At 64.7% G+C, this 19617-nt stretch carries 15 protein-coding genes and 1 pseudogene; all 16 read left to right on the top strand.

Annotated features, from left to right (window positions below):
- The first annotated feature begins 259 nt into the window (after positions 1-259).
- The 16 genes and pseudogenes from tssA to IG197_RS36130 all read left to right on the top strand — a co-directional run bounded on the left by tssA (position 260) and on the right by IG197_RS36130 (position 19604).
- Positions 260-1426, top strand: a complete 1167-nt coding sequence (gene tssA / locus IG197_RS01140; RefSeq protein WP_192316408.1) for a type VI secretion system protein TssA — start codon at positions 260-262, stop codon at positions 1424-1426.
- Positions 1427-1432: 6 nt separating this feature from the next.
- Positions 1433-1972, top strand: a complete 540-nt coding sequence (tssB, locus tag IG197_RS01145; protein ID WP_115732040.1) for a type VI secretion system contractile sheath small subunit — start codon at positions 1433-1435, stop codon at positions 1970-1972.
- A 4-nt stretch (positions 1973-1976) separates the two neighbouring features.
- Positions 1977-3479 (top strand): type VI secretion system contractile sheath large subunit, encoded by a 1503-nt coding sequence (gene tssC / locus IG197_RS01150; protein WP_154386506.1) that lies wholly within the window; start codon positions 1977-1979, stop codon positions 3477-3479.
- Positions 3480-3503: 24 nt separating this feature from the next.
- Entirely contained in the window at positions 3504-3983 is a 480-nt protein-coding gene (locus tag IG197_RS01155) for a type VI secretion system tube protein Hcp (protein ID WP_067962033.1), read from the top strand.
- Between the two features lies 1 nt (position 3984).
- Positions 3985-4730, top strand: a pseudogene (gene tssE, locus IG197_RS01160) (type VI secretion system baseplate subunit TssE).
- Position 4731: 1 nt separating this feature from the next.
- On the top strand, positions 4732-6606 hold the full coding sequence (gene tssF / locus IG197_RS01165) for a type VI secretion system baseplate subunit TssF (RefSeq protein WP_192316411.1): 1875 nt from the start codon (positions 4732-4734) through the stop codon (positions 6604-6606).
- Positions 6570-7634: a type VI secretion system baseplate subunit TssG gene (gene tssG, locus IG197_RS01170; RefSeq protein WP_192316413.1), complete on the top strand. Its 1065-nt coding sequence runs from the start codon at positions 6570-6572 to the stop codon at positions 7632-7634. The genes tssF and tssG overlap by 37 nt, the downstream gene beginning before the upstream one ends.
- Complete coding sequence (gene tagH / locus IG197_RS01175; RefSeq protein ID WP_192316415.1) at positions 7631-9184, top strand: type VI secretion system-associated FHA domain protein TagH; 1554 nt, start codon at positions 7631-7633, stop codon at positions 9182-9184. The genes tssG and tagH overlap by 4 nt, the downstream gene beginning before the upstream one ends.
- 3 nt (positions 9185-9187) lie before the next feature.
- Entirely contained in the window at positions 9188-9640 is a 453-nt protein-coding gene (gene tssJ, locus IG197_RS01180; protein ID WP_067962042.1) for a type VI secretion system lipoprotein TssJ, read from the top strand.
- 40 nt (positions 9641-9680) lie between these two features.
- The gene (tssK, locus tag IG197_RS01185) at positions 9681-11015 is read left to right on the top strand and encodes a type VI secretion system baseplate subunit TssK (protein WP_192316417.1); all 1335 of its coding nucleotides are present in this window, start codon (positions 9681-9683) and stop codon (positions 11013-11015) included.
- 4 nt (positions 11016-11019) lie between these two features.
- Positions 11020-12339, top strand: coding sequence for a type IVB secretion system protein IcmH/DotU (gene icmH / locus IG197_RS01190; RefSeq protein ID WP_192316419.1), 1320 nt, complete (start codon positions 11020-11022; stop codon positions 12337-12339).
- A gap of 3 nt (positions 12340-12342) precedes the next feature.
- Positions 12343-15882, top strand: a complete 3540-nt coding sequence (gene tssM, locus IG197_RS01195; RefSeq protein WP_192316421.1) for a type VI secretion system membrane subunit TssM — start codon at positions 12343-12345, stop codon at positions 15880-15882.
- Entirely contained in the window at positions 15864-16406 is a 543-nt protein-coding gene (tagF, locus tag IG197_RS01200; protein WP_192316422.1) for a type VI secretion system-associated protein TagF, read from the top strand. The genes tssM and tagF overlap by 19 nt, the downstream gene beginning before the upstream one ends.
- Positions 16406-17503 carry a DUF2169 domain-containing protein gene (locus IG197_RS01205; RefSeq protein ID WP_192316424.1) on the top strand — a complete coding sequence of 366 codons (1098 nt, stop codon included), beginning with the start codon at positions 16406-16408 and terminating at the stop codon, positions 17501-17503. The genes tagF and IG197_RS01205 overlap by 1 nt, the downstream gene beginning before the upstream one ends.
- Positions 17500-18525 (top strand): beta-ketoacyl synthase N-terminal-like domain-containing protein, encoded by a 1026-nt coding sequence (locus IG197_RS01210; protein WP_192316426.1) that lies wholly within the window; start codon positions 17500-17502, stop codon positions 18523-18525. The genes IG197_RS01205 and IG197_RS01210 overlap by 4 nt, the downstream gene beginning before the upstream one ends.
- Entirely contained in the window at positions 18522-19604 is a 1083-nt protein-coding gene (locus IG197_RS36130; RefSeq protein WP_083948587.1) for a PAAR-like domain-containing protein, read from the top strand. Before IG197_RS01210 ends, IG197_RS36130 begins: the two co-directional genes overlap by 4 nt.
- The last annotated feature ends 13 nt before the right edge of the window (positions 19605-19617 follow it).

Consider the following 19617-nt stretch of genomic DNA (forward strand, 5'->3'; position numbering starts at 1 on the left):
CCATGGAATTTCTCCAATGGCCGGACTGCGATCACTGCAATTTGCCACACAAACCGCGACTTTACAAAGCCGGCCCACGAGCGGGGGCGGACGGTATCCGCGCCCCCGCCACCGAACGACTATAACAATTCGCGCGGCCGTGGTGACTAACGCTTAAGGGCTAGACGCGTCCAACTTTGAGCGGCGCCTGAACTGTGCTAAAACTGAAATCGAGTGGAATACCGGCTACTTCCGACCTGAGTATGGCGTGGGGGGGTGCGTGGTTGATCTTGCTCTTTGGCTCAACCCTTTGAACGGTGAAAACCCGTCGGGGGAAGATTTGCGCAATGATCCGCGCTTCCATGATCTCGAGCGCCTCGCCGTCCCGCAATCCGATGTCGTCCATGACGAGCGCAACCGGCCCTCGGCCGAAGTCAGCATTCCCGTCGACTGGGATGACGTCCTCGAAAAAGCCGACGAATTGCGCACCCATGGCCGCGACCTGCGCCTGCTGACGCTGGTCACCCGCGCCTTGGCCAATTCCCGCGGACTGGCAGGCCTTGCCGAAGGGCTGATGCTGATCGCGCGGACCTTCGACGCGCATTGGGACACGATGCACCCCGCTTTGCGGCCCAACGCGCCACCGCGCGATGCAGCACTGCGCCGCGTCAACGCGGTGCTCGACCTGCAGAACGGCCAGGAGCCTGGTCTGCTCCACGACCTCAGGAAGATGGTGTTCTTCGCGCCGCGCGGCTTCGGCCCGGTTACCGGCCGCGAGCTCGAGCAGGGTGCGCTCGACGACCGCGTCATGCTGCAGGAAGCGGCACAGGGGCTGAACGCCGCCGAACGTGCAGCCCTGTCGACCAAGCACGAGCAGCTGTTGACGCGGCTGCGCAGCGCTTGCGCCGCCCAGGCCGATCAGGCTGCCGCGGCCCTGGAACAATTGGTTGCCGATGCCCGCGCGGCGGCTGCCGCCCTTGCTGCCCTCGACTCGGCGCTCAACAAGCGCCTGGAAAGCACCGGACCGGCTGTCCCGGAGCTCAAGAAATTTCTCGACCGGATGCTGACCACGATCGAGCGCGGAGCCGCCGCGCGGCCGGCGCCCAACGCGGCAACAGTGCCGGAGACGGCGGCCTCGGCACCTGCGGCCGCACAGCCCAACGGCCACGCGCCAGAGCCAGTGGTCAACCATGCTGGACCGACAATGGCACTCCCCGAACGCCTGACCTCGCGCGACGACGTCGTCAAATGCCTCGATCTCGTCGTCGCCTTCTACGACCGTACCGAACCGTCGAGCCCGATCCCGCACCTCGCCCGGCGCGTGCGTCGCATGGTGCACATGGATTTCGTCGAGCTGATGGAAGATCTCGCCCCCTCGGGGCTCAAGGAATTCCGGCTCCTCGCCGGCGTAACTGACAAGAAGACGCCTCAGAAGGATGAAAGGTAGCCAAGCATGCCAGCCGAAAGCAAAGCAAAGGTCATCGAGCGAAATCGCGCGCCGCGCGTGCAGATCGCCTATGACGTCGAGACCTACGGCAGCCCGACGACGATTGAACTGCCTTTCGTGATGGGCGTGATGGCCGATCTCGCCGGGTCGTCACAGACCAAGGAGGCGCAGAAGACGGTGCTCGACCGCACCTTCGTCGAGACCGATGCCAACAGGTTCCCGCGTTTCATGGAAGCGCTTGGCCCAAGGGTCAAGGCGCGGGTGAAGAACACCTTGCCCCAGGCCGAGGGTGCCGAGCAGGAGGAAGAGCTGGCAATCGACCTGACCTTCTCCAAGATGGGCGACTTCGCTCCCGACAAGATCGCCGAGCAGGTGCCGCAGCTCGCCGAAATCCTCAAGATGCGCCGTCAGCTGGAAGAGCTGCTTGGCTTCATGGACGGCCGCGCCGATGCTGAAAAGCGCATCGCCCAATTGCTGAACAACGAGCCTCTGCTTGGCCAGATCGCCAGCCAGGCGCTCTCGGACAGCGACAAGGTCGAGGAGTAGAGCCATGGCCGAGCAGCAAAAGAGCCCAACGGTCGCCGAGGCCGAGGCCATCGACCTCGGTGAGTTCAGCGACCTTCTGGAAAAGGACTTCAAGGTCAAGAAGGACGACAGCGAGAAGCTGCAGCAGCTCGTCCGCAATCTGGCGCTCGCCGCCCAGTCGCGCTCCGAGACGACCACCATCTCGTCGAATGCGATCAAGTCGATCAAGTCGCTGATCGCAGGCATCGACAAGATGCTGACGGTTCAGCTCAACGAGATCCTGCACGCACCCGAAGTACGCGAGATGGAAGGCACCTGGCGCGGCCTCTGGTATCTCGTCAACAACACCGAGACCGACCAGAAGCTGAAGATCCGGGTGATGAACATCTCCAAGGAGCAGCTGGCCGACACGCTGGAAGACTATGAAGGCCAGATGTGGGACCAGAGCCCGGTCTTCAAGAAGGTCTACACCGACGAATATTCGATGTTCGGCGGCGAGCCGTTCGGCTGTCTGATCGGCGCCTACGAGTTCTCCAACCATCCGCGCGACGTCGGCCTCCTGCGCAACATTTCGGGCGTCTGCGCCTCGGCGCATACGCCGTTCATCGCGGCGGCCTCGCCACGCCTGTTCCGCATGGACAGCTGGCAGGAACTGCCCAATCCGCAAGACCTGCAGCAGATCGTCTCCAATCCGGCCTACGCCTCGTGGCAATCGTTGCGCGAGAGTGAGGACGCCCGCTACATCGGCCTTGCCATGCCGCGCGTCCTGGCCCGCCTGCCCTATGGCGCCGACACCGTGCCGGTGAAGGGCTTCGCCTTCGAAGAGGAGGTCCAGGGCGACCACCACAAATATGTCTGGATGAATGCCGCCTTCCCGATGGGCGTCAACATCAACCGCAGCCACAAGCTGTTCGGCTGGGGCACGCAGATCCGCGGCGTCGAGAATGGCGGCACGGTGATCAACCTGCCGGTGCACAGCTTCCCGACCGACGACGGCTCGATCGCGATGAAGTGCCCGACCGAAGTCGCCATCGACGACCGCCGCGAAGCGGAACTCGCCAAGCTCGGCCTGATGCCGATCCTGCATCGCAAGAACACCGATCTTGCCGCTTTCATCGGCGCCCATTCGCTGCAGGACGATGAAACCCGCGCGGGACGTCTCGTCGATCCCGACGCGCAGTCCAACGAGCGCCTCAGTGCGAACCTGCCCTATCTGTTCCCGGTGTCGCGTTTTGCCCACTATCTCAAGGCGATTGCGCGCGACAAGGTCGGCTCGTTCAAGGAACGCGCCGACATGCAGATATGGCTAACCGAGTGGATCAACCGCTACGTGCTCGCCAATCCGGCCTTCGCCGACGACAAGGCCCGCGCCAAACGCCCACTCGCCGCGGCCGAGGTCCAGGTCGACAGCGTCGAAGGGCGTCCCGGCTACTACAACGCGCGCTTCTACCTTCGCCCGCACTACCAGTTGGAAGGAATCAACGCTTCGCTTCGGCTGGTGTCGGAGCTGCCTTCGGTCAAGTCCTGAACTGTCCAGTAACGGAGAGAGACAATGGCATCGGATGACGATCTGAGAAAAGCTACCAAGATCGACGGCTTCCTGAAGGTTCCCGACATCAAGGGTCCGAGCACCCGCGATGGTCATGACGAAGAGATCGAGATATTCAACGTCGCCTTCAACATGGTGGCCCCATTCGATCCCAATTCGCTTTCCCGCAAGGGCCGCGTCGCGCTGGGCACGGTGAGTTGTTCCAAGGATGTCGACATGTCGTCGCCATACCTCGCCAAGGCCTGCCACGAGAACAAGCAGTTCGACGAAGTGGTGGTTTCCTGCCGCCGCACGATCGATGGCGAGACGAGCGACTACTTCGTCATCACCATGAAGGAAGCATCCGTCGTTTCTTATGGCTTCGGTGCCAGCACAACCAACAGCGACACGCTCGAGGACTTCGTGCAGTTCGCCTACAAGACGATCGAGCTGGTCTACGACACCGACCATACGCAAGAGATGAGCGTTGCAACCGGCTTGTGACGTGCCGCATAGACGCCCTGGTGCTGCATGATGAAGGCCAGTGGAGTTCAGCAAGCAAGGCGAGAGGCGTCACAGCCATCGCTATGGGACCGGCTGGTGAACGACCTGCCTGGACTAAGCTCTGAAATCGAGGCCCTGCAGCGGGCATTGAACAATGAACTTGGCAGCGAGCGTGTCGAAGGGCTCGCCACCGGCAGTGCGCGTGTGATCGATTCCGATCTCGATCTCACACCCGACCACAAGCAGCGTCTGCACCGGCTGGTCTTCCTCAACCGTAACCGCGTCGAGCTCGAAAACCGGGGCATCGTGGTGTCGGCGCGCGTGCTGCGCGAGGCGGTTCGCCGCGACATCGAGGCGCTGTTCAACACCGAACGTTTCGATGCCGTCCCGTTGCTGTCCGACGTCGAGGATGAGCAGGCCGCCGAAAATCGGCTGAATCTCGACGACTTTCCGGAGGTGCGGCGCAGCGTGGTCAACTACGGCGTGCCTTCATTCTCCGGCCGCTCGTCCCGCGACTTCGACAAGGACGCGCTGGCCCGTGAAATCAAGACGGTCCTGGCCAATTTCGAGCCGCGCCTCAAGGAGAGCGCGACCAAGGTCACGGTCACCCTCAACGACAAGAGCATGGGCATCAAGATCGAAATCGACGGGGTGCTGATCATGACGCCGACGCCGGAACGGCTCCGGCTGCGGACGACGATCAACCTCGACAACGGCTTGGCGCGGACCGAATACGGCGAGGCATAGAATGGATCGGATCTTCCTGGAGTATTACGAGGAGGAGCTGACCCACATCCGCACGCTTGCAGCGGAATTCGCCGACATGCACCCGGCGGTCGCACGCAACCTCTCGCTCGACACCGCGCCCTGCCCCGACCCTTATGTCGAGCGCCTGCTCGACGGCGTCGCCTTCCTCGCCGCACGCACCCGGCTCAAGGTCGATGCCGAACGCTCGAGGTTCGCGCGCAGCGTCCTTGAAGTGCTTTATCCCGACCTGCTGACGCAGGCGCCCGCGGTGACCATGGCGGTGCTGAAGCCGGGCCAGCAGGTTCAGACGATGAACATGGGCCACGTCGTCAAGCGCAGCACCCGGCTTGTCGCCAACCTGCAGCCCAACCTTTCGACGCGCTCCACCTTCACGACCGCCCAGGACGTCACCTTGTGGCCGATCGAGATTGCGTCGGTCGGCTACTATCAGGATCGCAGCGCGCTCGCCGCAGCCGGCATCTCGCCGATCAGTGGTGTTGTGTGCGAGGCGGCGCTGCGCATCACCATCGCCAGATCCGGCAAGGGCAAGCTCAACGAACTGGCGCTCGATCGGCTCGACCTGCATTTTGCCGGGCGCACCAAGGCGTCGCTGCTGTTCGACACGATCTTTGGCGTCTGCACGGCAATTGGCGCCCGCCCCAACGGCAAGTCAGGCAAGCTCACGGTGCTGCCCCAGCCCGAGATGATCGGCATCAACGACAGTGAAGCTTTGATGCCGCGCACGCGTCCGACCTTCGAAGGCTACCGGCTGCTGCGCGAATATTTCGTGATGCCGGAGCGCTTCCATTATGTCCGCGTGCAGGGTCTGCTGCCGGTCGTGCGCAGCTCCGATGCGGGGCTCGAAATCTTCTTCCTGCTGCGGCGGGCAGCACCTGAACTCGCCGACCTCGCGCCAGCCGACTTCGAGCTTTTTGCCACACCGGTGATCAATCTGTTCGAGCGCGAATGCAACGTCATCGAGCTCGATGCCCGCAAGACCCGGCAGGTGCTTTATGCCGACCGGACCCGGCCACGGGATTTCGAAATCTTCCGCGTCACCCATGTCGAGGATGCGGACGCCCAGGGCCCCGACGCCGAGATACCGGCACTGTTCAGTCTGGGTCAGAACCGGGGCAGCGGCTGGGTCTATTCGATCGAGCGCCGTCCACGCCGCGCCACCGAAGACGAGCGGCGCGAAGGCATGACGCGCACCTCCTACACCGGCGACGACGTTTTCCTGGCGATCTCCCGCCCGGCAGGCATCCCGGCCGGGCGGCCGCTCAAACGCATCGAGATCACCGCTCTCTGCACCAATCGCGACCTGCCGATCCTCGACGACAATCCGACGCTGACGCTGGAGAGCGGCGACCCGGTCGAGGCGGTCCGCCTGCTTGGTGCGTTGCGTGCGCCACAGCCCTCCATTCCCGCCGCCCTGCCTGCCGGGGCCGACGCTGAATCGCGGGCCGACGATCTGGCCTGGCGGCTGGTGGCGCAACTCGCGCTCAACTTCCTCAGCCTTGCCAAGGAAGGGCGTGGCGTCGATCCGCTGCACGCACTGCTCGACCTCTATGCCGATCGCGGCGATCCGGGGCTGGCGCGCCATGTCCGCTCGATCGTCCGCATCGATTCCCGGCCGGTGATCGAGCGCCTGGCGATACCGGGGCCGATGTGTTTCGGCCGCGGCATCGAGATCCTCCTCCACATCGACCAGTCGGTTCTGTCAGGCCAAAGCTCGCTGCTGCTTTCCGCGCTTCTGGCGCGGCTGTTCGCCCGCCACGCCGGTATCAACGGCTTCGTGCGCACCCGCACGCGGCTGCTCCAGAAGCAGGAGGACGTGCCATGGCCGATGACGCCCGGCAACCGCTTCCTGATCTAGCGGCTGCCGACACGCTGTCCGAGGGCTATGACTTCTTCGAGCTGCTGCGCCAGCTTGAAAACCGGGACGGCCGCCTGTTCGGTCACTCCGGCCGGCCGGACCGTGAGCCAGCACGCCTCGGCCAGCATGTGCGTCTCGGCTTCGCGACCCAGGACGTCGTCAATCTTTCGCCCGCCACCGACAAGGGTGCCGCGCGGGTCACCGTCGCCAATCTTGGCCTGCTTGGCCCCGAAGGCCCGCTGCCGCTGCATGTCACGCGGTGGGTGCTCGACCGCATGTCGCAACGCTGGTTTGCCGGTGCGGATGCCCATCAGACCAGCGACACGACCTTCGTCGAGTTCGTCAATATCCTTCAGCACCGCATGATCGCCCTGTTCTACCGCGCCTGGGCGGACGCGCATCCCGGCGTGCAGGTCGAGCGTGCCGTCGGCGGGCGTATCCGCGCGATGCTGGAGGCAATGGCCGGCATCGGATTGCCCGAAACCGGCAACGCCCAGGACCCGGACATGGATTCGGTCAAGTTGCGCCAGGCAGCAGCACTTGCCGGACAGGTCGACGGGCCCGAGCGGCTGACCTTGTTCGTCGCCGAAGTGTTCAATGTGAAGGTCCAGCTCAAGGAGTTCGTGGCGTCATGGCTGGACGTTCCAGCCGCGCTGCAGACGAGGCTCGGCATGGCCAGCGCCTCCCTGGGCAGAAGTGCGACCATCGGGCCGCGCAGCTTCAGCCGCCAGAACCGCGTCGAGCTGCGCCTCGGCCCGCTCGATTTGAACACCTACTCATCCTTCCTTCCCGGCAGCCGGCGACTGGCTGTCCTCAAGCGCGCCATAAGCGACCTCCTCGGTGAATTGCTCGACGTCGACCTCAGGCTTGTGCTGGCCAGCGACGAGGTGCCGCCGGCCCGCATCGGGGTGGCGCAGCTCGGCCGAACGGCGTGGCTTGCGCCCCCTGCCGAAAGGGGCGATGCTGAGGATATGCGCCTGCGGACGATCGTCGGCTGGCGGCCCGAAATGGCGGGAGTCGGGGCATGAGCTTGCTCCTCACGCTTGAGCAGGGACCGCGCGCACAGGCAGTGCGCCAGACCCGGCTGGATCAGGGTGAACTCGTGATCGGTCGCAGTCCCGATGCGGACTGGCAGATCGACGACCCCGACATGTTCGTCTCGCGCGCCCACTGCAAGATCACATCAGGACAGGACGGCTACGTCGTCGTCGACACGTCGAGCAGCGGCCTGTTCATCGATGACGCCGGCAGCGCCCTTGGCTCGGGCAACTCGGCGCAACTGCGCCATGGCATGCGGCTCCGTCTTGGCGACTATGTCGTGTCGGTGGAGCTGCAGCCGACGGAAGCCCACCTGCAGCATTTCAAGCCAGCATCGTCCAGGACATCGGTGCCGCAACCGGCGCCTGCCGCATCTCGCGCCCCGGTCGGTCTCGGCGGCGACGATTTCTTCTCGATCAAGACGGACGAGGAGCCGCAACGCCCCCGGCCCGCCGATCTGCCCAACCCGTTCGAGCATCCCGAGCCCGGCGCGTTCCGCGCCTATGAGCGCGCCGGCGGCTCCGAGCGCAATTCGCCTGCCTTCGACGATCCGTTCAGCCTCGATCCGGTGGCGACACCCGTTGTGAACGGCCATGCCGACGACAGCCAGAACGGCACGGCAGCCTTTGCCGATCCTTTCGGCCTCGCTTCGGCCGAGACGCCGAAGTCAAAAGCGGAACCGGTCGTGACACAATCGCCGTCATTCGATGACGGTTTCGACCTTCCGCCTATGACGCCGCTTCCGCCGGCGGTCGATGCAAACCCGCGCGAAACCGCTCTCGCTCCGCCCCCAGTTCCGGCTCCGGCACAGCCGGCATCGGTTGCGCCCTGGGACGCGCCTGCCCGCCGAGCGGACACACCGCCCCCGCCGCCGATGTCGCTGCGTGCGCGGGAGAAGGCCGCGGCAAATGTGGTGGCAGCACCTGCAGCCGCGCCAATCCCCGCGCCAACTCCTACGCCTGCACCGTCCGACAGCGCGCTGCGCGCCGCCTTCCTGCGCGGCATGGGCCTTGGCGAAAACGCCTCTTCCAACCGCGACCCGCTGGCCGAGATGGAAAAATTCGGCCGTGAGTATCGCTTGATGCTCGAAGGCCTGATGCAGCTGTTGCGCAAGCGCGCCGAGGAAAAGGGCAACGCTCGCATCGAGCAGACTATCGTCGGCTCCTCGGAGGTCAATCCGCTCAAGTTCCTGCCCACGGTCGACGATGCGCTGGCAACCATCCTGGCCGAGCGCAGTCCAGGTTTTCTCGCCGGAGAGCCGGCCATATCGGATGCGATCCGCGACCTCGCCCACCACCATGTTCGCGCCTGGCGCGGCCTGCAAGGCGCGCTGCGCCACATGATCGACCGCTTCGATCCCGTCGCGCTCGAAGAGGAGCTGAAGTCGAGCTCGTCGATCGAGAAACTGCTCGCCGGCGGCCGCAGCGCCAAGCTTTGGGACCTCTACAAGAAACGCCATCGTGAGATCGCCCTGAGTGCCGAGACGCGCTTCATGGGCGAAATAGGAGCCGACTTCCGCAACGCATATGAAGAGGAGTGACGCATGATCGACCGGCGCGACTTCATTATTGCTCTCGGCGCTACAGGACTGGTGGCCGCCTGCCAAAGCGGGCCACCGAAACCGTCCACCGTCACCGTCAATGTGAGCGGTCAAGCCGGCATGAACCCCGGGCCCGACGGCGGCGACAGGCCGGTCACGGTTCTGGTCATGCGATTGAAGAGCACGGGCAAGTTCAACTCGGCCGACTATTTCGCCCTGCAGGGCGACGCCGGCTCGGCACTTGCCGGCGATCTCATCGGCTCCGACCAGCTTTCGGTCGGCCCGGGTGCGGCGGCATCGAAGACGATCACCGTCGAGCCGGAGGCGACCGCGCTCGGCTTCGTCGCGCTTGTTCGCGAACCAACCGGTCGCACCTGGCGGACGACGAAGTCGGTTTCACCGGGTTCGACGGTGACGATCACCGTGACGCTCGGCAGCGGAGGCATTTCGGCCTGACCGGGCCATATCAGGAGTTGTCGATGCAGAGAGTTGCCGCATGACCGACGCAAACAGGGTGCTCTGGTCCGAAGGGCTTTTCCTTCGGACCCAGCACTTCCAGCAACAGGACCGCTTCTTCGAGGCGACGGTGCGCGGCGCGCTGCAGGCCGGGCAACTTCACACCTATGGCTTTCGCACGCTCACCCTCGACCCGGCCCAGCTGGAAGCTGGACAGGTCGCCGTGCTTTCGGCGCGCGGCATCTTTCCCGACGGTACGCCCTTTGCCATTCCCGACACCATGGACGCGCCAAAGCCGCTCGCCATCACCGCCGACATGGGCGCCGGTCCGGTGTTGATCGCGGTACCATTGGAACCGCCCGGTGGCGTCGGCTTCGATCCGGCGCATGCCGAGACCAGCGGTGCGCGCTACCGCGGCCGCATCGTCACCGTTCGCGATGCCGTGCAAGGCGGATCGGACCCCGAAGAGATCGAGATCGCCCGTCCGCAGGCCTTGTTGCTTGCTCCGGGAAAATCGGTCGGCGGCTACACGGCATTGCCGATTACCGAAATCACCGGCCTGCGCGCCGATGGCGGTGTTGCCGTCGACGCCAACTTCCTGCCGCCGACGCTCGCCACAGGTGCGGTCCATTGGTACGCCCAGCTTCTGCAAGAGGTCATCACCGGGCTCGACCAGATCGCCGAGGCGCATGCCAAGATGGTGCTTGGCGGCCCCGGCCGCAGCGTCGAAGATCTGCTGATGCTCAACCTTGCCAATGCAGCGCGACCACGCCTGGCGCATATGCTGGCGCAGGACATCTTCCATCCGGCCGAACTCTATCTCGAACTTGCCGGCCTCGCCGGATCGATGGCGACCTACGGCTCGAATTCGCGCCGTCTCGCCGAACTGCCTGTTTATGACCACATGGCCCCAGGTCCTGCCTATTCGGCGCTCGCCGACACATTGCGTTCGCTGATCCTCAGCCTGCGTTATGTCGAGCCGAAATCGCGGGCCCTGCCGGTCATGCGCCACTCCACCAATGTCTGGAAGGTGCGCATCGACAACCCCAAGCTGCTCGTCGCCAGCCGCATCGTCATCCGCGTCGGCTCCGAGCTGTCCGAGGACGCGCTGCGCAAGATCTTCGTCAATCAGGCGACGGTGGGGGCCGCCAGCGAATTCGAAGGCCTGTGGAAGTCGCGCCTGCCGGGCATACCGCTGAAGCCGCTGCATTCGCAGCCGCGTGAAATCCCCTATGACGGCGACCGCCTTTGCCTTGAACTCGATCAGAGAAGCGAGCATTGGGCCTCCCTCCTCGACGCACCCGGATTCGTCATCGGCGTTTCCGGCGTATTGCCGAGCGAGCCGCAGGTCGACTGCTATTCGGTGAACAGGTGACGCGATGAGCCAGGACGATCCTTTCGGCTTGTCGGAGGATCGTGAGCGTACCCGGATACGCATGGTGGGTACGCCGCAGCCGCGCATGCCGATGCCGCTTTCGTCTGCGCCGCTGAAGCGCTCGCGCACCCATCCGAACACATTGGTCAATGCGTTTTCCGCCTTGCTGGAATTCGCGCCCGAACTCGAAAACGCATTGCCGCCCGAGAATCCCGAACACCTTCGCACCCGCCTGCAGGAAGAGCTGGTGCGCGGTCGCGACGCCGCCGTTGCCGCCGGATCGTCGGTCGAACGGGCCGATCAGGCTGCATGGGCGGTGGCCGCACTGCTTGATGACCTCGCGTTGAACACGCCGTGGGGCGGCTCGAGCGCCTGGCCTCGGCAACCTCTGGTTGTCATGCTGCGCGGCGACGTCGATGCAGGTGCCCAGTTCTTCTCGCGCCTGGAGGAGCTCGAGCGCCACCCAAACCGCGATAGGGAAATGCTGGAGCTGCAGTATCACTGCATGGCGCTGGGCTTCCGCGGCAAATACCGGGTACCCGGCCGCTCGGGCGACCGGTCGCTGAATGCCGTGCGTGTCGCCGCCGCCCGCTTCCTGCGCGACGCCGATGCCGAAGACGCGCCGCTGTCGCCCAACTGGCGCGGCGTCGTTGCCGCCGACGAGGCGCCGCGCTTCACCGTGCCGATCTGGGTGATGGGCGTCATCGCTGCCGTGCTCGCCACCGCGATCTACATCGCCTTCTCGCTGGGGCTGAGCAACCAGGCCGTCCAGCTCTCGGCCCTTGTGCGTGCGCTTCCACCGGCCGACCGCGCCGAGGTGTTGCGCACCACACCCAAGGCGGAAGCACCGCCGGTCGAAACCGTCGACTTCGCGCTGTTGCCGGAGTTCGCGGCAGCCACGCCCGAGGGCCTGCGTCCGGCGCTCAAGGGCGCCGAAAGCGTGTCGCTGGCCCGTCTCGTCATACAGGCCTCCAACCCCGAGCTGTTCCAATCCTCCAGAGCTGAACTAACCGACGGCTTCCAGCCGCTCATCGAAGCAATCGCCAAGGTGATCGTCGAAAACCAGGAGCTGATCGGCAACGTCACCATAGTCGGCCATACCGACGGCATCCCGCTGCAAAGAACCAACCCGCTTTCCACCAACCAGCGCCTGTCGGAGGCCCGCGCCGCGACAATTGCCGACATGCTCGTCCAGAACGGCGTGCCGCGCGAGCGCGTGCGCTCCGAGGGGCGCGCCGCCACCGACCCCGTTGCCGACGACGCCACGCGTGAAGGCAGGGCGCTCAATCGCCGCGTCGAAGTGCTGGTCGAAAAGAGGTTGTGACAGATGTTCATCCTGCGCTTCCTCTGGTCGGTACTGACATCGCGGTGGCTCTGGACGCTGATCGGCCTGACGCTGCTTTCCCTGATCATCTGGATCTTCGGCCCCATCGTCGCGGTCGGCCAGAGCACGCCGTTTGCGTCCGAAACCGTGCGTATGGCGCTGATCGCAGGCCTGGTCATCCTGTGGCTGATCTGGCTGATTTTGGCGCAGCGCCGCGCCATCCGAGCCAATCGCATGTTCGTCGCCGAGATTGCCGCGCCGCCGGTCCAGAAGCCGCTGACGGCGGGCGAACAGAGCGTTGCCGCGGTCGGCGCCAAGTTCCAGGGGCTGATGGACGAGATGAAGCGGCGCAAGCTCGGCGGCCGCAAGTTGCTGCGCGACATGCCGTGGTATGTCATCGTCGGACCGCCGGCCACCGGCAAGACCACGGCTTTGCGCCAGTCCGGGCTGAATTTCCCGATCGACCTCACCGACGACATCCAGGGTGTCGGCGGCACCCGCAACTGCGACTGGTTCTTCGCCGAACACGCGGTGCTGATCGACACCGCCGGCCGCTACGTCCAGCAGGAGAGCCAGCCAGACGTCGATGCCGTGGAATGGCTGGGCTTTCTCGACCTGTTGAAGAAACATCGCGGCCGGCGCGCCCTGAACGGTGTCATCGTTGCCTTGTCGATCGATGCGTTCTCGGAGGGCGATGAAGCCATCAAGGCGCATGGCCGCAAGATCCGCCGCCGCCTCGCCGAGCTGAACGAACGTCTCGAAATCCGGCTCCCGGTCTATCTGATGCTGACCAAGGCGGACCTCATCAAAGGCTTCGAGCCCTTCTTCGGCGGCCTCTCGACCTCGGCCCGCGAACAGGTCTGGGGCACGACCTTCGCGCCTGATGCACGCGTCGACGGCAAGATGGTCGCAAGCGAGATCTCGTTGCTGGCGACCGAGCTCGAGCGCCGCCTCGTCCCCCGCCTCGAGGACGAAGACAGCCTCGCCGCCCGCGCCGAGATTTTCAGGTTCCCGGCCCAGGTCGAAAGCCTGTCCGAACCGATCCGTCTTCTTGTCGAACAGATTTTCGGCGAAAGCCGCTACGAAGACAGCGCCTGGTTGCGCGGCGTCTATCTGACTTCGGCCACACAGGAAGGCGCGCCCATCGACCGGCTTACCGCTGCACTCTCTTCCTCGTTCGGCCTGCCGCCGCGCCGCGCCATGTCGTCGCCACGCGTCGAAAAGCGCAGCTTCTTCCTCAAAAACCTGCTCACCGAAGTGATCTTCAAGGAAGCCGGGCTGGGCATGTTCGACCCCCTGGCGCAACGCCGCCGGACCTGGATCTGGCGCGGTGCCGCCGCAGCCTGCGGAGCAGCTGTCCTGCTTGCCGGAGCGCTGTTCGGACTGTCCTATTACGACAACCGCAATGCCATCGCGGCCCAAGCCGGCCAGCTGGAGGCACTGCAGGCGCCGTTGGCGCCATTCGCGGCGGCCCCGGCTCCTGTCGATGCGCCCGACATCGACGTTGCGCTGGCTGCGATGGACGAGGTCACCAATGCGCGCACGCCGCCGCCCAGCGGTTTTCGTGACCTGGTCGGCCCGACGGCCTCTCCGGAGCTGCTGCGGGCCCAGGCCGACAGCTACAACCACGCTTTGCGCAACATTCTCGAACCCCGCATGGTCGCCCTGCTCGAAACGACGATGTGGCGCCAGGTCCGCGATCCGGAATTCATGCTGGGGGCGCTCAAGACCTATCGCATGATGACCGGCCTCTCCCAGATGGACGCGGATTTCGCTCAAAACTGGTGGGTCAACGACCTGCCCGAATTCGCACCCGTCGCGCCCTTCCCGACGCCCAACGCAGAAGAGCACCAGCTTGCCGCCATCCGCCGCATGACGATCGACGCGAGTTATGTCGCGCCCGATCCGGCGCTGGTCGCCGAGGCCCTGAAAAGCGTCTGCACCATTTCGCTGCCAGCACGCGCCTACAAGCAGCTGCTGGCCGATCCCGCCGTCTCCGAACTGAAGGAGTGGATCCCGGCGAATTTCGCCGGCCCGAACGGCTCCAAGGTCTTTGCCCGCCGCTCCGACAAAACATTGCGTGTCGGCCTGCCCGGCGCATTCACCTATGCCGGCTTCCACGACGTCATCCTCGATCGGCTGGAGGATGTCGCCGCCCAGGCGGCCCTCGACCGCGCAGTCTTTGCCGGCGGCTGCGAGGAGAATTCCGAGACCTCGGTGTCGGCGCTGTCGGAAGACATCCTGAAGCTCTACTACGAGGATTTCATCGCCCAGTGGGACAGCCTGCTGCGCGACATAAGGCTGGCACCGCTGACCGACCTCAACGTCGCCAGCGAAAATTTGAAGGACCTGTCGAGCGCCGATTCCGCGCTCAAGCGCCTGGTCACGGCAGTCGTTCACGAGACCGATCTCATCCGCTCGGACGAGGAGCCGGCCGGCGACAACAAGGCCGCATCGAAAGGCGCCTCCAAGCTGTTGGGCAAGCTCGGCAAGGTCGGCAAACTGGCCAAAGCCGGCGCCAAGCTGTTGCCACGTGCCGGGTCGGCAGCAGAAGTCGACATGACCGGCACGCTCGTCGCCGAGCATTTCAAGCCGCTGAAAGGTGCGGTCGCTGAAGTCGACGGCCAGCCTCCCATGCTCGATGCCGCGGTCGTCGCCTTGACGGCACTATCGAATGTGCTGCAGACAGTCACCGCCAATCCCGACCCGCAGGATGCCATCAAGAAGCAGGGCGGGCTCGCGGAACTCACCGGTGCCGTCGCGCGCCAGGCGCAGATCCTGCCCGATCCGATCGACGACTGGCTCGGCGGCATCGCCGGCGACACCAGCGGCCTTACCGAAAAGGCCGTCACCTCCGAACTCAATGCCATCTGGCGCGCCGACATCCTGCCGTTCTGCCAGGCAGCCTTGACCAACCGATATCCGTTCAGCCCGGAAAGTGCCGTTGACGTCAACGTCCGCGATTTCGCCCGCCTGTTCGGCCCAGGCGGACTGATCGACGCTTTCACCAACGACCACCTGATAAGCTATGTCGACACGGCCAAACAACCATGGACCTGGCGTGCCGACATGGGTCTGGATTCGTCTGCCCTTGCCGCCTTCGAGCAGGCGCGCCGTATTCGCGACGACCTGTTCCCGGGAGGCACCGGCCCCCTGATGAGCTTCACGCTCGAGCCCAAGGATCTGTCGCCCACAGTCACGCGGGTGACGCTCAACCTCGATGGCCAAAGCCTCGTCTACTACAACAACGCCACCCGCCCTCAGCCGATGACCTGGCCGGGCAAGGACGGCACCGGCACCATCTCGTTGGCCTTCCAGCCCATCGATGGGTCGCCTGAAGTCATCGTCAACGAAACCGGGAGCTGGGCCTGGCTGCGGCTGCTCACCAAGGGTCGCTTCACGGCGACATCGCTGTCCGACGTCTACAACCTGCGCCTCGGCGCCAAGAGTTTTTACGCCGACTTCGAGCTCAAGGCGGCAAGTGTCGAGAACCCCTACAACCTGCAGATGTTCAAGAGGTTCACGTGCCCGCAGAACATCTAGCCACCGGCTTCTACGGCAAGATTCCGGCGACCGGAGACTTCGTCAGCCGCGGGCTTCCCGGCGACTTCGTGCGCGCATGGGACCGTTGGGTGGCAAGCCACCTCGCGCCATTGCAGAGTTCGGGCGCCTGGCCAGAGGACGTGGCACTGCGTTTCCTGCTCGGTCCCGATGCCAACGGCCCGATGGCCGGCATCGTCGTGACGAGCAACGACCGCGCCGGCCGCCGTTTTCCGCTGACGGTCGCAGCCCCCCTCTCCGCCGCCAATTCAGGAGTGGCCGACATGGCGGCGAAATGGTTCGACGACATTGAGATGGCGGCCGACGCGGCGCGCTATGGTTATGTCAGCGCAGACGAATTCGCCGCCAGCCTTGCCGAACTGCCGTTTCCGATCGCCGACATGACGGGAGAGCCTGTGCTCAGCATGGTCTTGTGGGCCGGCCCATGGGTGCCGGTGGACGTCGATCCGGCGGCTCCACAAGCGGTCCTCGACCGGCTGCTCACCGCGAGCTGGGAGACCAGTTGATGCAGATCTGGAACCAGACCGGCTACGTCCATCAATTCACCGTAGCCATGGACAAGGCTGGCCACGACTACATCGTCGTCGTGGTCAAGGGCACGTTCGACCTTCCCGACGCACCGGGCGGATTGGTGCGCAAGTCGGCCGAGCAGGCGCCGCTGGTCTTTGCCGACACGCAGACGGGCGAGCCCGGCTATTCCGCCACGCTGTGGGAAACCGATTTTGCCTTCCGCAAGCCGCGCTGCGACGTGATTGCCAATGGCTGCGCCTATGCGCCCGGCGGCCGGCCGGCGGAACGTGTGCCGGTCGGCATCAAGGTCGGCAACTGGTCGAAACTGTTCGAGGTGGTCGGCCATCGTGAGTGGCGCGCCATCGGCCCGGTCTTCACCGCGACCGCACCGCAGCCCTTCCTGAAACTGCCGATCAGCTATGACGTCGCCTGGGGTGGCGTCGACAAGCTGGATCCCGAGGACAAGATGCCTGGCGTCTACGGCGCCAATCCGGTCGGCACCGGCTGGTCGCGCACCAAGAACCAGCACCTCATTCCGGGCCTGCGGCTGCCCAACACCCAGAAGGTCGGCGAGGAAGTCCGCTCGCCCTTCGGCGACTACACGCCGATGAGCTTCGGACCGATGGGCCGCGGCTGGCCCGGCCGCATCGAACATGGCGGTACCTACGATGACAATTGGACGAAAAACATCTTTCCCTTCCTGCCGTCCGACTTCGACGAGCGTTATTTCCAGATGGCTCCGCCCGACCAGCAGATCGATCATCCCAAGGGTGGTGAAGAGGTACAGCTGGTGAACCTGACACCGGAAGGTCGGGTGAGCTTCCGGCTGCCGCCAACCGGGCTTGAGATGACCCTGTTCAAGGATGGCGCCAAGAGTTTCGAGGGTGAGCTTCACCCCGACACTATCCTGTTCGACCCGGAGAACCGCCGCTACCACCTGGTCTGGCGGGTAGCGCAGCGGATCGAGCGCACGATTCTGGATTTTACCGAATGCTGGGTAGGCCTCCCCACCGAATCCATGCTGAGGGCGCGGGCAGCCGGCCGCACCTTCGTCCGTGCCGATGGGGTAGCACCTGAGGAGGAAGAGGCATGACCGCCGGCGTCGCCATCATTTCGGTCGGGATGGCCACGGCCGTCGGACTCGATGCGCCTTCAGCATGCGCAGCCATGCGCGCGCGCCTCGACGGCTTCCAGGAGACGCGTTTCCTCGGCTCGCCGGAGGGGTGGCTGACCGGCGCGCCCGTCCCGCTGCCGCGCAATTGGATCGGCGAGAAGCGCATGGCGCATCTGGCCGCAGGGGCCATTACCGAGGCATTCGAGCGCGCGCCGGAAGCGCGCGGCCAGACGGCACTTATCCTCTGCCTTCCCGAGGAGAATCGCCCTGGCCGGCCGGTGCGCGACAACTCCGGCCTACTCCGGCGGATCGGCGAAATCGTCAAGGTCGAACCTCACAGCCGCTCCCGCACCGTGGCGCATGGGCGCCCTGCCGGGCACGTGGCATTCGATCATGCCCGCAGGCTGCTGGCATCCGGCGACGTGCCCTATGTGATGATCGCTGGCGTGGACAGCTATCTGACCGCGCCGACGATTGCCCATTACCTCAAGGGACGCCGCCTGCTGACCGCCGACAACTCGAACGGCTTCATTCCGGGAGAGGCAGCGGCGGCGGTGTTGTGCACCCGGCCGAATGGCGGAAACTTCCAGCTATTCGGCCTTGGCCTGTCGCGCGAAACAGCCTCGATCTACAACAAGGACGATCTGCCGTTGCGAGCCGATGGCATGACAGCGGCCTATGATGCGGCGTTTGGCGAAACCGGCATCGAGATGAGCCGGCTGGGCTACCGCATCTCGGACCTCATCGGCGAACAATACTGGTTCAAGCAGACCGCACTCGCTTCGATCCGGCTGCTGCGCGGCCGACACGAATTCCAGGATTTGTGGTCGCCTGCGGAATCGCTTGGCAACATCGGTGCCGCTGCCGTTCCCGTGATGGTGGGCATGGCCTGGACCGCGGCGGCAAAAGGTTACGCGGCCGGCAATCCGGTGCTCATCGAAGCGTCGTCGGATGACGGCGCGTGTGGCGCTGCAGTCTTTGCATCGAGGAGAGCCGCATGACCGTCTATGCCAACGGTCTGGAGATCGCCTGCAAGGCGCAGGCCAACAAGATCATCGCCGCCTTCCCCTATGTCTGCTTCACGCCGCCGCAGACGCCCGCGACGCCCCCCGGCGTACCGATCCCCTATCCCACCTTCAGCATGGACGACGACACCGACAGCGGCACAAGTACGGTCAAGATCGGGGGCAAGACGATCACGCAGAAGAACAAGTCCTACTATACGAAATGTTCGGGCAACGAAGCCGGCTGCGCGCCGAAGAAGAACATCATCACATCGGTGAACACGGGCAAGGAATACGCCCACGCCTGGTCAGGCAATGTGAAGATGGACGGCGAGCCGATCAGCCGCTTCTCCGATATCGGCTCAAACGACCACGCCTCGCCGACCGCCGGCGGGCCGCCGATGCCGAACATTTCCACCGCGACGGTGGCGACCTTCAATTGCAGCATGCTGGAGATCAAGCCTTACAACAAGCTGACGTGTCCGGAGGGGTATGAGAAGGAGCACACCACGGAAGTGCGCTTCTTCACCGCCAAGGGCGTGCGTGACCTGACCCTCGACTGCTGTCAGGCCTATGATGAAAGCAAGGCCCCCTGCATCTGCATGAAGGCAAAATGGGTTCCGGGCGAAGCTGCCAAGGCAAAGAAGGCTGGCGCCACCGGCAAAGTCATCGGCAAGGGGTCGAAGACGCCCCACAACCTCAAGACCCAGGAAGCGGCCAAGTGGATCAAGCTCAACCAGGAGGGCAAGCTCGGCGATTTCAACGAGAAATGCGCCAGGGCAACGGTCGACAACATGGATGACCCGAAAATTCCTGACGAAGTGAAGGATGCTGCTGCGGAGTGCCTCAGGAAAGCGAACCAGGACTATCAGAAAAAGAGCATGGGCAAGGACGCGCAGGAGGTGAAGGACACGAAGCGCTGTGTCGACACCTGCCCGAAGGCAATTGACCAGGGCCGACTTGCCGGAGTTGCCAAGAAGCGATTGAAGAAGGAGGCCGTGAGCCTCGGAAAGGACCCGAAGAAAGTCGTCGTCAGGGCGTCCGACGTCGCCAAGTCCAAGAAGGACTGCCCGTGAATGATCTCTGCCT

Source organism: Aminobacter sp. SR38 (assembly GCF_014843375.1).
GTDB classification, from domain to species: Bacteria; Pseudomonadota; Alphaproteobacteria; order Rhizobiales; family Rhizobiaceae; genus Aminobacter; species Aminobacter ciceronei.